The organism is uncultured Lacinutrix sp. (assembly GCF_947500325.1).
In the GTDB taxonomy this organism is placed as follows: Bacteria; Bacteroidota; Bacteroidia; order Flavobacteriales; family Flavobacteriaceae; genus Lacinutrix.
Window position 1 is genome coordinate 20,111 of the sequence record NZ_CANMRQ010000005.1, and the last position, 15,576, is coordinate 35,686.

General features: G+C 32.4%; 8 protein-coding genes. All 8 read right to left on the bottom strand.

The genetic code is table 11. The annotated features are described in order from the left end of the window. Positions 1–38: 38 nt before the first annotated feature. Positions 39–2,405: a T9SS type A sorting domain-containing protein gene (locus Q0997_RS08115; RefSeq protein WP_299887190.1), complete on the bottom strand. Its 2,367-nt coding sequence runs from the start codon at positions 2,403–2,405 to the stop codon at positions 39–41. Positions 2,406–3,048: 643 nt separating this feature from the next. Beyond that, complete coding sequence (locus Q0997_RS08120; protein WP_299887192.1) at positions 3,049–3,963, bottom strand: glycosyl hydrolase family 17 protein; 915 nt, start codon at positions 3,961–3,963, stop codon at positions 3,049–3,051. A 3-nt stretch (positions 3,964–3,966) separates the two neighbouring features. Continuing rightward, positions 3,967–6,309 carry an MFS transporter gene (locus Q0997_RS08125; protein ID WP_299887195.1) on the bottom strand — a complete coding sequence of 781 codons (2,343 nt, stop codon included), beginning with the start codon at positions 6,307–6,309 and terminating at the stop codon, positions 3,967–3,969. A 10-nt stretch (positions 6,310–6,319) separates the two neighbouring features. Then, positions 6,320–7,810, bottom strand: a complete 1,491-nt coding sequence (locus Q0997_RS08130; RefSeq protein WP_299887197.1) for a glycoside hydrolase family 30 protein — start codon at positions 7,808–7,810, stop codon at positions 6,320–6,322. Between the two features lie 24 nt (positions 7,811–7,834). After that, a complete protein-coding gene (locus Q0997_RS08135) occupies positions 7,835–9,121 on the bottom strand; it encodes a glycosyl hydrolase family 17 protein (RefSeq protein WP_299887199.1) in 1,287 nt (428 codons plus the stop codon). 16 nt (positions 9,122–9,137) lie between these two features. Next, positions 9,138–12,578, bottom strand: coding sequence for a hypothetical protein (locus Q0997_RS08140; RefSeq protein WP_299887202.1), 3,441 nt, complete (start codon positions 12,576–12,578; stop codon positions 9,138–9,140). Between the two features lie 104 nt (positions 12,579–12,682). Then, complete coding sequence (locus Q0997_RS08145) at positions 12,683–14,725, bottom strand: immunoglobulin-like domain-containing protein (protein ID WP_299887204.1); 2,043 nt, start codon at positions 14,723–14,725, stop codon at positions 12,683–12,685. Positions 14,726–14,746: 21 nt separating this feature from the next. After that, positions 14,747–15,535, bottom strand: a complete 789-nt coding sequence (locus Q0997_RS08150; protein ID WP_299887207.1) for a glycoside hydrolase family 16 protein — start codon at positions 15,533–15,535, stop codon at positions 14,747–14,749. Positions 15,536–15,576 lie beyond the last annotated feature (41 nt).

The following is a 15,576-nucleotide window of genomic DNA, read 5'->3' on the forward strand; positions in this document are numbered from 1 at the left end:
AATACAATGTGGCTTCATAGGTTAATTTAGATTAAAGATTATTCTTTAACTAATTTAATTGTATTTATACCTTTGTTAGTAGCGATTCTAGCAAAATACAATCCTGAATTTAAGTTTGAAGCATCAACATCTACCTTATCTACATTAGGTTTAATTGATAATACTTTCTTACCTAAAGTATCAAAAATTTCAATAGTATTAATTATGGTGTTATTCGATTTAATTGTCCAATTACTTCCTGTAGGATTTGGAAATACATTAAATGTATCTACAGAAAATTCTTCTGTTCCCAAAGTCGAAGATTTCCAGAAATAAACATTATCTAAATAAATATCCACCGGAACTGTACTTCCTGCTCCATTTGCAGCAAATTTCATTTGGAAAATACTATCCCATGTCATTCCTGTAAAATCTCCAATTGGTAAGTCTACACTTGTCCAAGTCCCCGATGCGTAAGCAATAGACACCAATGTTTCTACTGTTCCTGTACCGTTATTTATTGGACTTACTTGTATATCTGTAGCCATAGGATCTGCTGCTGTCCAAATATCTACATGTAAATATTCCATACCAGAAGCATCTACTGCCGCCAGTTCTGTGCCTTGGTAATTAAAATTAGGATACGCTAGTATTAAAGCTCCTGTTCCTGGATCGTATGCAGAATTAACTTGCATATGTCCTGATTGTCCCCAGTTAGGATCGTAATTTGTAACGCCATTGGAATAAGTACTACCGTAAATAGAAATAACATCGGCTGCATCATTTGTTGGAGCTGCTGCATTAGTTGTTGGTGCTGTAACTGTTGCTACAGAAAATGATACAGTATATGTTTTAGTTGTTATACCATCTTGTGCTGTGACTAAAACCGTAGCATCACCTGGAAGTGCAGCTGCTTGAGTTATAGTTGTTACTGTTGCTAAAGCGTCTGTAGTAGTCGCTAATGTAATTTGTGGAATAGCTGTTGTACCTATAGGAAGCTCAATTGCATAGTTTTCTGTAGCTGAAGAAAAGCCTGTAACTGTTGTCATTTCTACTTGTAAATCACTTAAAGTAGCATCTGTTCCTGGTGCTGTTGGTGTTTTCCAGAAATAAACATTATCTAAATAAATATCGACTGGAACTGTACTTCCTGCTCCATTTGCAGCAAATTTCATTTGGAAAATACTATCCCACGTCATTCCTGTAAAATCTCCAATTGGTAAGTCTACACTTGTCCAAGTCCCTGATGTGTAAGCAATAGACACCAATGCTTCTACTGCTCCTGTACCATTATTTATTGGACTTACTTGTATATCTGTAGCCATAGGATCTGCTGCTGTCCAAATATCTACATGTAAATATTCCATACCAGAAGCATCTACTGCCGCCAGTTCTGTGCCTTGATAATTAAAATTAGGATACGCTAGTATTAAAGCTCCTGTTCCTGGATCGTATGCAGAATTAACTTGCATATGTCCTGATTGTCCCCAGTTAGGATCGTAGTTTGTTACTCCATTGGAATAAGTACTACCGTAAATGGAAATAACATCGGCTGCATCATTTGTTGGAGCTGCTGCATTGGTTGTTGGTGCTGTAACTGTTGCTACAGAAAATGATACGGTGTATGTTTTAGTTGTTATGCCATCTTGTGCTGTGACTAAAACCGTAGCATCTCCTGGAAGTGCAGCTGCTTGAGTTATAGTTGTTACTGTTGCTAAAGCGTCTGTAGTAGTCGCTAATGTAATTTGTGGAATAGCTGTTGTACCTATAGGAAGCTCAATTGCATAGTTTTCTGTAGCTGAAGAAAAGCCTGTAACTGTTGTCATTTCTACTTGTAAATCACTTAAAGTAGCATCTGTTCCAGGTGCTGTTGGTGTTTTCCAGAAATAAACATTATCTAAATAAATATCGACTGGAACTGTACTTCCTGCTCCATTTGCAGCAAATTTCATTTGGAAAACACTATCCCACGTCATTCCTGTAAAATCTCCAATTGGTATGTCTACACTTGTCCAAGTCCCTGATGTGTAAGCAATAGACACCAATGTTTCTACTGTTCCTGTACCGTTATTTATTGGACTTACTTGTATATCTGTAGCCATAGGATCTGCTGCTGTCCAAATATCTACATGTAAATATTCCATACCTGAAGCATCTACTGCCGCCAGTTCTGTGCCTTGATAATTAAAATTAGGATACGCTAATATTAAAGCACCTGTTCCTGGATCGTATGCAGAATTAACTTGCATATGTCCTGATTGCCCCCAGTTAGGATCGTAGTTTGTTACTCCATTGGAATAAGTACTACCGTAAATGGAAATAACATCGGCTGCATCATTTGTTGGAGCTGCTGCATTGGTTGTTGGTGTTTGCGAAAACCCAAATGAGAAAGTTAAAAGGGTAAGCAGTAAAGTAATTTTCTTCATAATAATTTGTTTATATCTAATTAATCAACAAAAATTAAATAGAATGATTTCATTATTGATAAATATATCCCTTAAACTCTAACACATATGCAAAACATACCGCTACAAAAAACATACAACTCAAAATTATACTCTAACCTTTGTAAACAGCCATAAACACAGAGTCATTCTAAAAAACAACTAACTTAAAAAAACTGTGAAATTTATGATGTATAGGTAATGTTGTAGTCTTTTTTAGGTTTACTCTATCTTACTAAGATTAGAAATAAAAAATAGGATAACTTATTTTTCAATCCTTATTAAAATAAGTATCTAAATTACTAGCAATTAAAGTTTTATTACCTTTAAAAGGCTTTAATATTCTTCTTACTCAATTATTTATCACAGCAATTCATTACCCAGTTAATTATATCATTTCAATAGGTTTTATGGAATTCTTTTTAGAATATATTTTATCCATTCGTATAGATTATTATCTAAACAAACAGTATTATATATTTCTTTAAAATCTAGTTTTTATTTTTTTGTAATTACTAAAATAGTATCCAAATATCCATGATAGTCGGACAAACTCAAACACCTAACTTTTGAAGAATAACAAAGAGTTTTTTTAGCAGTTATTAATTAGATTATGGTAAGTATTCTAAAATTTGAGTTTTTCATTTTTATTCCAAAGCCCCCAATATGCTCCAACATCACCTTCATCACCTGTTTTCCATGATTCGTCAAATGATGAAAAATAAAAAATTGGTATATTATTTTCCTCAGTCCAATTTATAGTATCTATAAAATATTTCATAGCAGGAACTTCTCCAGTAAACGCTTCTTTATGGTTTCCTCCTTGACTTGGCCAACCAGTTTCTGTAATAATAATTGGTTTACCTTGAGCTGCATCTACAACTTGTCCATACATTGCCTGCATATGGCCTAAAGCATAATCTATTGGGCAACCTTCCCAATAAGGATATAAATTTGCTAATATTATATCTGTATTTTCAACTAATTCTGGGTGACGTGAAAATTCATAATAAGCATCTACATAACCTACAGGAATATTTAAACCTGACAAGGCTTGTTTTACGCGTTTTATATAACCTAACAATTCTGTTAATGATAAGTCGTTACGATATAAAACTTCATTTCCTACAGCTGCTACATCTACATTACCTGCTTTAGCTAGAGCTATTAAACTTTCAATTTCTTTTTCATTATCCTTTTTATTATTACTCAACCAAGCACCAACAACTGTTTTTATACCATGTTTTTTTGCTGCAACTGGAACATGCTCGTTACCTTCAATACATGAAAAAGAACGAATAGCTTTAATATGTGGTTTTAAAATTTTTACTCTACGTTCTACTTGTGCAAAACTAATGTCTTCTCCTGGTTCTTGACCGTCTTCATACATACTAAAGCATATACCATGAAAACCATTATCTATAATCTTATGCCAAAGACTTTTTAATTCTTCTAATGAAAGTTTAGAAGTATCTATACCTTTTGTTATAGTTTGCTTATAACCTTTATGCTTATAATACGATTCTTCTCTGTATGACATCTTTTAATGATATTTTAATTTTTCATCTTTATCCCATAAACCCCATCTTGCCCCAACATCTCCTTCATGATGTACTTTCCATGATTCATCAAAAGAAGAGAAATAAAACATTGGAATATTATTATGATTAGACCAGTTAACTGAATTTATAAAGTATTTCATTGCATTCTCATGAGAAGGTTTTGCTTTTTCTATACTACTTCCCTTATTTGGCCATCCTGTTTCTGTAATTATAACCTGTTTGCCTTTAGAGATTTGTTGTGTTACAGCATACATTTGATTTAAGTAAGTTGAAGATTTTTCTATATCACTTCCTTCCCAGAAAGGATAGCAGTTTGCCAAAATAACATCACATGCATCAACTAATTTTGGTCGTTCTACAAATTGATAATAAGCATCTACATAACTTACTTTAATATTTGGTAGTGCTTGCTTTACACGATTTATATAATTTATAATATCCTGTTCTGTTTGCTCATCACGCATTAAAACTTCGTTTCCTACTACAGCAATATCTACATACCCATTTTTTGCCAGTGTTATTAAAGCATTTATTTCCTCTTCATTTTTATCTTTATCCTCTCCAATCCATGCACCAACCATAGTTTTTAAGCCTTTTGCGCGTGCTACTTTTGGAATATATTCATTCCCATCAGTACAAGAAAAAGAACGCACCCATTTAGTATATGGAGTAATAACTGCCATACGTCTTTTTATTTGTTCTTGAGTTAATTGATCTCCAATATTTTGGCCTTCTTCATATGGACTAAAACAAATACCATGTAACTCGTTATTTAAAGTAGCAGAAAAAATATCTCTTATTTCTTGACCTGTTTTTGAAGAAAAATCAAGATCAGTTTTTAAACCAGTAGTATAATTGAATGAGTCTAAAGATGATAATTTATCGATTTGATAATAGGATGTTTTGCTTTTTGATGTCTTTTTACGCTTGTCTAGTGCTGCACGTATTTCGCTTGCTCTTTCTTCAGACACCTCATAATCACGCATAATATACATGGCAGCAATAGTGCCTAGTGTTGGAAAAAAACAAAAGAATGCATGTAAACCATCAACTGCACCTTGCTGGTCTAGAGTTGGTAGATCTGAATTAAAACCAACTAACCATATAATTACACCACTTAGTGCACCAGCTATAGCAAAACCTACCTTAACCATCCACCAATATATAGCTCCAAAAATACCTTCTCTTCGCTTACCTGTATTTAATTCGTCTATATCTATTACATCTGCAGTCATAGACATCATTATGGTAAATAAACTACCTATACCAAATGAAAAGAATGGTAAGGCAAAAATATACATCCAAGGTTTTCCTGGAATGAATAAAAAATACAGCATAATGTAACCGAAAATCGAGATGCTTTGACAAATCATAAATGCTTTTTTCTTACCGAATTTTTTTGAAAGCCTAATTACAATAGGAATTACAATAAAAGTTGTACCCAATGCACCTAAAGCTCCAAATAAAGAAACCCAAATACCAGAAGCGCCTGCATCTCCATTAAAAAGTTTGTATACAATTACAAAAAATGTAAGAGATGAGACAGCCATAAAAGCGTTATATATAAAGAACGTAGCGCCACATAATTTTCTAAATTCTTTGATTTTAAAAGCCTCTTTAAAGCTTGTTAATATTTTTTTAAGACTTCCCCCAATATTTGCAAAACTTAATATCTCATAGTCTTTATCAAGTGTAGATTCACTTTTTATAAATAAAGCAGGGACAATTGCACATATTGCGCATGGTATAGCAACCCATATAGCGAGTTCTCTTGCTGCTACATCTGCAGATGGGAACCATTCCGGATCGTACATTATAATCCAAAATAATGGTGCAATAACCCAAGCCCATTGCCCTATCCATTGTGCTACTGCCATTATATTAGTACGCTCATGAAAATCATCACTCATTTCATATCCCATAGCCACATAAGGCACACTAAAAAATGTAAGTCCTAAATAGAAAATAACCGACCAAAAAAAGAAATACCAAAAGTTATATTGTACAGTATTTTCTTTAAATAATTGCCACATAAAAACATAGGAAATCCCCATAACAATACCTCCTATTAATACATACTGCCTGCGTCTGCCCCATTTAGATTTAGTATTATCTGAAATAAACCCCATCAAAGGATCTGTTATAGCATCAAATAATCTTGGAAATAAATAAATCATTCCCCACATTAATCCAGTAAATTTTAAATCTTCTACCAGTACTACCATAAATATTCCCATAATAGCTGGAAACATTTGATTCGCAAACATGCCTATTCCAAAAGCGATTTTTTGACCAAATGGAACTTTTTTTGTAGTTGTTGACATAGTTTTAGTTTTAGTTGGTTGAAATTATTATCGTTTGAATAGCTTGTGCATTTATTTTAATACTTCTTTTTTTATCCTTTAAGATTAAGTTAAATACTTTAGATTTATTTCCTTCATTAAAAAGTACAACTGCTATAGATCCATCTGGATTTTTTGCTGCAGTAACCATTATATCTTTATCTGTATTATCAACATGAATAATACTTGCTCCAGGTCTTATATACTTACTAAAATGAACCATGACGTAATAGATTGGTGTAAAATAAACTTCATCCGTTTTTTCGTCAATTATAATTGGAGCTACACACCAATTTTTAAACCAATTTGGACCTCCTTGTCTATCTAATACCATATTCCAATCTACCCAACCATCTACCCAATTATTAAGACAACCTATAATATCTCTTGCATATCTATTTACTGGTGCATATTTGGGATGTAAATATTTATCTTCTTCTTTTGCCCAGTCCCATCCCCAATCTGTAGCTTCTTTTTTCCAGTACCAAGAATCATCTTGCCATTTAGGCACTTCAGAATCTACACATCCTTCAGTTTCTATTAAGTATTTATTTGGAGCTTTTTTATGCGCATATTGTAAATCCTCTGGAAAAAAGTCATAAGTACTTTCGTACCAATGAATAGCAGTACCGTCATAATATTTTGATGATTCTTCTGTTGCGTACATAACATCTACCCATTCTTTTAAGCCTGCTCTATTTTGGTCATAACCAAGTATTATTTTGTCTCCTTTTCCATCTGCTTCTAATTTTGGCCCTAAATGGTTTTGTACAAAATCTGTCATTTCCTTAGGTGTAAAGTGCATACTTTCCCAATTATTACCATTACCATGAGGTTCATTTTCTACTGTAAATCCCCAGATATCTATTCCTTCAGTTTTATAAGCGTCTATATATTTTGAAAAGAATAATGCCCATGTATCGTAATATTCTGGCAATAATTTTCCACCTACCCATTCTTTATTATTTTTCATCCAAGGTGGTGCTGTCCAAGGCGAAGCAAATATTTTAAAACCATCTTGAGATATAGTCAATGCCTCTTTTATCATAGGAATTAAATCCTTCATATCTTCTTTTACAGAAAAATCTTTGAGTTCTTTATCTGGTTTTGGCGTATATGAATATTGACTTAAAGAGAAGTCACAAGAATTCATATGTGTTCTTGTTAAGGAATAATTAGCGCCTTCTCGACTAAAATAGGCCTCTAATATTTTTTTACGATTTTCTTTGCCTAATTTGTTTAATAAATATGCTGAAGATTCTGTAAAAGCGCCTCCAAATCCAGTAATTAATTGATATTTCTTACTATCATTTAAAACAATTTTAGAAGGATTATCAACTGTATCAAAATGATTTATCAAAGCTAATTTATTACCATTAACAGATGTTTCATAAACCTCTACGTCCAGTTGACTTTGATTTTCTTTACAACTCATCATAAGCAATACTAAAATGGGATAAATTAAATACTTTACTATTTTCATATTGAATTAGTTTATTTGATATTTCTATCTATAGATCATAACTTCTTTTAATGTAGGTGGAATTAAAACTTCTTCTAGTAACTTTTTTTCATCTCCTTCATACGTTTTTGTTATTGGGTTTCCATTTCTAGTTAACCCTTTAAAAACACCTTCATCTACTAAACTCCAAATTGGGTATTTTGCTTTACCGTCTATTGTAAAAAGACCAAAATGATTTTCTGAACCATTAGGATGCTCTGCATCTTTCCATTGCTCATTAAACGCTTCAAAATAAAAACATGATATTTTATTCTTATTAGTCCATTCTCTCATGAGTTTATAATATAAACCTTGTTTGTATTCATCTGTAGCTTTAGATCCATTAGCCCCATAAAATCCTTTCGAAACTGTTGCCCATCCTGTCTCTCCTATATGGATATCTTTTTCTACTCCTATCGCTTTCATATAATTGCTAACACTATCATATTGCTTTTTAGAAAACTCTATAGCACGCTTCATAGCTATATCTATTTTTTCTTTATCAGATAGCGATTCTTCATTCTCTGGTACTCCCCAAAACTCTGGATTATAATGTGTATTATGGTAAGGATAAGTATGCATAGACACATAATCAACAGCTTTTATTAACTTTTCTAAAGCTTCTACATGGTAACGATCTTCTCCACCACCCCATGAGGCGAAATCATCAGAACTTGTTATCCAAAGCTCCTTTGGGAGTTTATTTTTCTCTTTTAAATCCTGTAAATGATTTACCCATTTTAAAATTACATCAGGCTGTACATAGTAACTTTCTGCCCATTTAACCATAGCTTCATTACCAACAGCTATAATTTTTACTATATCTGGATATTTGTTTGCTAATGCTACTGCTCTATCAATTTCTGCTGCATTGTTAGAACTTTCAACATTATGATTTACAGGTAAACCAGTCCAAGCATTCAAACAATCTATCCAAGCTCCCAACATCACATACATTTCGAAATTTGAATTCTCTTTTTTTAGTTCATCAATAGCCTTTAAAATATTTGCTGCATGTGGAAGTGCTAATTGAACGTTATAGGTTCTCAAAATCTTTATACCCATTGCAGACAACAATTTCATATCATCTTTTAACTCTTCTATAGTAGGTTGACTATCTCTAGATTTTTCACGATAGCCGCCATACGATATTGCCAAATAATTAGGGTTACCTAAAATATCTTTAGCCGTCATTTGTTTTATAGTCTTTTTTTGTTCTTTCACTTTAGTATTTTCATTACAAGACATCATGAACATTGTGGCAAATACAATTATTATTATGTTTATTTTCATTGCCATAGTTATTCGTTTATTTCAATGTTGCTTTATCAATATTTACTATAATCATCTCAATAGAGCCTGACCTTTTAAAAATTTCTTTGCTTATATTACTATTTAAGCGTGTATCATTATATTTTGTAGTATTACCATTTGTATGGACAACTATAAGTCCTTCTACTCCACTCATTTGATAAATAATTGGCACTTGACAATAGGTAAAGGCTAAAGAACTTGTTTCCAATTCTATAGATTTAAAGCTTTGATTAACATCAACATAATTATACTGTCGTGAAGTGCGGAGAAATTCATCTCCTCGCAACAAACATGGATTAAATATAATCTCTCCTTTTTCAACAAAAACTCCAAGCTCTCCAATACGCGATAAAATATCTTCTTTAACTTGCCCAGTCATTCCTGGTTGTTGCGCTCCTTTTCCTGCTGGCGTATGTGAATATGGATCTGTTGGAAATGCACCATACAATGTTGGTGATTTGTGCACGCCAATACCTTCATTAATCTCATAGTAATGTTCCAATAAACGCCCTACAATTTCTGGATTTTCTCTTCCTTTAACTGCTTTTAAGCAACACTCTTGAACTGCTAATTGTAGTTTTGAAACCATATGCCAATAAATTGAACCTAACCCTTCGTAACCATAAAAAGTACCTGATCGACCAGTAAATGCTTTGTGATTAAAAACTTCTTCAAAAATTTGAAGAATTAACTCTCTTTCATTATTACTTACTTGTATAGAAAGGCTATTTAGTGCCTGGCTTAGATCATTTGCATTTTTAAAATTTCCGTTGAAATGATAATCACCACGGGTATCTTTTTCAATAACTTGAACATTATTATTTCCAAGTAACTCTTGTAGCACAATAGATTTATTTATTGATTCCTTTGGAATTTTGTTTCGTTCAATAAATCCTTTTAAATCCTTATATGGGTATAATAAATAACTATATTGATCTGAACGGAAAAGCTTACTATTTTTCATAGCATCTAAAACTGCCAACGTCTCTATAGAAGTTAAATAACCAGAGCTTAAAGACGCTACTTGACCTTCTAACATTTCTTCTAAATACGACATAGAAATTTCACTATCGTTCTCAACAGTCATTAAATTATAAGCGTGATATAAATTATCTGTTCTCTTATTCGCTTTTATCGAGTGCTCTAAATATTCTAAACTAAGACTTATAAAATCTCTTAAAGATTGAAGTGTTATTGTTTCTTTTCTTCCTGAAAAAGAGTTGTTATATATATTATCTCTATATGCACTAGCCGGTTTAGCTAAACCGTCTAAAACTTCTTTTCTTTTTGAATCATTAAACTTATCTGAAAGTAAATTTTTATGGTTTTCAAAAGTTTTTAAAACTTCCCTATAAAACACTACCAATTCTGTAGAAACATCTACCGACTCTAATTCTGTATTATTAAAAACTTCTTTAAAGAAATTCAAAAATCGTCTTAAATAATATAAAGTAACCATAGAAACGCCATTACCAACCAAAGCATTATTAGCATCATTCCATTCTGGTCTTTGTGTATTCATCCAAATACCACATTCGGGAATAAAATTGGATAGTTTTGATAATACAGTCGCTAATATTTTTTCTACAAAATTTACTTTAACAATAAATCTATTTTCATCACGTAATAAAGCACCATCAGCACCTAATTCAATTCTTTCTCTACGTATTTTATGATCTAAGTCTTCATCAAACTCAATAGTATCTTTCGGGTTATCAAGAATATCCTCGTAAGACTTTATTCGATAAGGAACATTGGCATAAACAAACAAATCTTCATAAAAAAAACTTTCTAATTTTTTAGGTTGATGATTTTCTAAACATTCTAAAAATTTCAGCAAATAAATTATCTGATGATCACCCCAGTAACCAATATAACTCCATGGATCTTCTGGTTCACTAATTTCCCAATCAAACCCACCTTTTGTAACTCTATATGGATTATAACCATCAAAGGTAGTTGCATTCAAAAACTTATGAATCATACTTTCTATAAACTCGGGATATGATAGCGCTAAAGCTTCCCAATTTTGGAAAATATCTCGCCAATTACCCTCATAATCTAATATTTTAGAACCATCTTCATTACGTGTATTAATTGAGAATTTGTTCCAAGGACGGCTTGGGTCTCCATGACGACGACTAAATTTTAACGGCATATACTCTAAACACAAGCGACGGAAGTTTTTATCATCTGTATTTGATGCTATTTCTTTAAGTTTAGCTAATGGAAATTCCTCTGTAAGGTTCTTTAAAACTTGTTCATTATTACGTGCTACTTTTTTGTTAGCTTTTGCTATGTAATTTTTAAAGTCCCATTTTTCTATAGTATAATTATTATCAAAAATTCCGCCCCGCATTATGTTAAATAATGTATTGAAAAAATGACGTGTATCTCTAGCGTTATCTGCTGTTAATTGTATAGCATCTGAAGATGCATTCAAACTAATTAACCTTTGGGTACCAAGAGCAATATCTTGATTAATTTTATCTTCTAAATTCTCTTGACTATAAATACTTTCTGAAAGTAAAACAACATCTGAATGATCTTGATTTACATTAGCTATAAACATCCAATTCTCTTCAGATTCTGAAGCTAATTCAAAAGAAGTATTTACAAAATAAGCTCCTTTTTCTGCTTTAACATCTATCTCTTGATTTACTGTTTGTTTTCTTCTAAATTTTTTAAGTTGAAGAGAAGATAACAAGTACTTTGGATTGTTTAAACCTAAAGACCAAACAACGTTTGCTTTTAGGGCTTCGCTTGGCTCGGCTTTATCAACAATAATAGCACTTAATGCAAAAATTCCTAAACCAGATTTTTCTTCAAGCTCACTCCGTTTATAAGCGTCTACTAAATTACTACTAGCATTTTGTAAATCGCTACCAACACCATATGGTAAAATGTTTTGAATGCCGTCTAAAACTTCAATAGTTATAGAATCTACACCTGTATTTAATAATTGACTTTTACGAACAAAACCATAACGATTACTAGAGTTCCATTGATAACGAAAAGTAACTTCTAAATCATGATTAATTTCTTCAAATAGAATTTTATTACCATATGTGTTTTTATATAAATTACGAGTAGTTTTATACAAACCTTCATAGCGTTCGGAAAATGGTTCCCAAATGTAAATTTGCCCATTCTTTTCTACTTTAAAAATAGATTTACTTCCTGTAATATCTGCACTTTCTGTAATTTTATCATCCGTGTAATATGGGAATAATGCAAATTCAGAGTTTATTCTTCCTGCTGTTAATGCGCCATTACTAGAAATAAACATCCAATGATTAGAAGCGCTTACAATACTCATAAAAAATGGGCGCATTTCATCATTATTAGAAATCTTAAAAAAGCTTTCCCCTTTTATAATTACTTTATCTAGAGTAACTTTTTTATCTATATTTTCTTGTAAAATCGTATTCGTCATTATTCTTCTAACTTTAAAAAGCTATTGAGTTTAGATGTGTTTGTAAAGGCCGAGGTTGAACTCGACCTATTAATTCAAATAATTGGTATAAAAAAATGTAAGTACTATTCTTGAATTACATCATCTATATAATATATAGCCTCTGGATTAACAGGAACCATATTAGATTCATCATAATCTGGAAATATTACAATTTTATCATATCCATCTGCAAGATTTAATGGCGTAGTAGAAAAATCAAATGTTAATTCTACCCAAGTATTGGCTTGTGCTAAATTTTGATCTATTTGATAGGTTACTATTGGACCTTGATTACCTTCTTTTTCTAGTTGGAATCGTACATTAATATTTGCGTTTGGTGACCACATTTTAACTTTAAAAGTATTACCAGCTGTAGGATCTATATCTTGACTAAAAATATGAAAAGCACCAGAATACCATGCTGACCCCATTACTTTGTTAAATTGATAAACATTTGCAGAGGTATTAATACCAGTAGCATCTGGGTTAGATACAATAGAACCATTTGCTCCGCCATCAAAAGTTCCAGTAAAAGGAACACTATCTTCAAAATCTAAAAGAGCAGAACCTGTTCCGCCTCCACCACTTGGAGCTTTGTAGAAATAAATATTATCTAAATAAATATCAACAGGAACTGTACTACCTGGTCCGTTTGCTGCAAATTTCATTTGAAAAACACTATCCCATGTCATCCCTGTAAAATCAGCAATTGGTATATCTAAACTTGTCCAAGTACCAGTTGTATATGCAATTGACACAAGAGTTTCTCCTGCACCTGTTCCATTATTTATTGGACTTACTTGTATGTCTGTTGCCATAGGATCTGCTGGAGTCCATATGTCAATATGTAAAAATTCCATAGCTGATGCATCTTGTGCATTTGAAGAAAAATCGGTGCCTTGATAGTTAAAATTTGGATATGCTAATGCCAAGTTTCCATCACCTGGATCATAAGTCGTATTTACTTGCATATGCCCAGATTGTCCCCAGTTAGGATCGAAATTATCAACAGCAATATTAGTATAAGATTCTCCATAAATTGAAATAACATCGGCTGCAGCTCTTACTGGAGGTACAGGTGCAGAAGTAGTAGGTGCTGTTGGTGCCGTTATTACTTCTACAGTTCTTATTACTTGTGTCGCCGCGTTTCCTGCCGCATCGCTAACATCATAAGTTATCATGTAACTTCCTATTGTATTCACATCAACAGTATCTCCTCCAACTACAATATTGGCAGAAATATCTCCATCTATATTATCGCTAGCGGTAGCTCCAGGATCTGTAAACGTTGTACCAAGAATTACACTAACTGTTGCGCCTCCATTTAAAGTTATAACTGGTACTGTTAGGTCTACCGTAGCCACTTGTATAATATCATCAACATAAAACGTACCTACTGTAGTTCCTGGTCCATCTACAAACATTGTTAATTGTGAATATTCAGCAGCAGAATCTAAAGTAAAGATGATCTCTTCCCAACCAGTACCTCCATGACTGGCAGTAGTTTCTGTATCTGCACCAGAGCCTTGCTCTAATTTTAATAGAACATCTACTGGTACATCTGCCCAAAAGTTCATTTTAATAGATTTGTCTGTACTTAAATCTAATGGAGCTCCCAATTCAAAGAAAAAACCTTCAAAGGCAGCACCACTATTTGTTATCTTACCGACACTTGATGCTACAGTATTTGTTCCTGAAAGATCAGGATTATCGACAACTTCAAATGCGACTCCATTAAAAGTAGTTGCTTCATAAACAACCAAATCGTTATCAAAAGTAATAGGTAGTGTTATAGCTTCGGGTATCGCTATTGTTATAATATCTTCAAAAGTATCTGAAGCTCCTGATACATTTTTAGCCTCTAAAACTATTGTATAAGTACCAGATGGATACGCTTTTACAGGGTTAATTAAATTAGAAGTATTATCATCTCCAAACGACCATGAATATATATCTGCATTAGTAGATGTGTTAATAAAAGTTACAACTCCTGTGGTTTGATTAATCGTGTGTGTAAATCCAGCTTCAACTACTGGTAATATTACATCATCATCTTCGCATCCAAGAAAAGCGATAGCTAAAACTAATAGTGCAAATATTTTAGTTTTTTTAATTACTTGTTTCATAATTCTTTTTTTAAGTATTTATTATTGTTGATATACTCGTACATAATCTACAAGCATGGATTGTGGAAAAGTTGTTTCATCATTAGGAGCACCAGGGAAATTACCTCCAACTGCTACATTTAAAATGATGTAAAATTTGCTATCAAACACCCATTCACCAGGAACGTCTGCAGGAGTAATGGTTTGATATAATGCATCGTCTACATAATAATTGATAGATTCTGGTGACCATTCGATGCCGAATACATGAAAACCTGTATCATAACGATCATTTTCCAATGTATAGCTCTTTGTAACAGCTTGACCAGCTGAATAACCTGGCCCATGTACGCTTCCAAATATAGTAGTAGGATTATCACCTAAAAATTCCATAATATCTATTTCACCACATTGTGGCCAAATATTAGTTTCACAATCATTACCTAGAAGCCAAAAAGCTGGCCAAATACCTTTTCCAGAGGGTACTTTAATACGTGCTTCAAAACGACCGTAAGCTTGCTCAAAAAGGCCTTGAGTAGTAATTCTAGCAGATGTATATAAAGAACCATTAAAATCTTCTCTATTTGCTGTTATAAGTAAATATCCATTTTCTACCTTAACATTTTCTGTTCTATCTGTATAATATTGGAGTTCATTATTTCCCCAACCATTTACACCTGTTCCTATTTCATGATTCCATAATTCGCTATCTAGCGCTCCATCTGTATCAAATTCATCAGACATGACTAAATTAGTAAAAGTAGCAACTGTCTGCGTTTCGTCGGTATCACAACTAGAAATAACAAATAGTGTTACTAATAGAAAAGACATAAACAAAAAAGTTTTTCCTTTAATTATATATTTTATTGTTT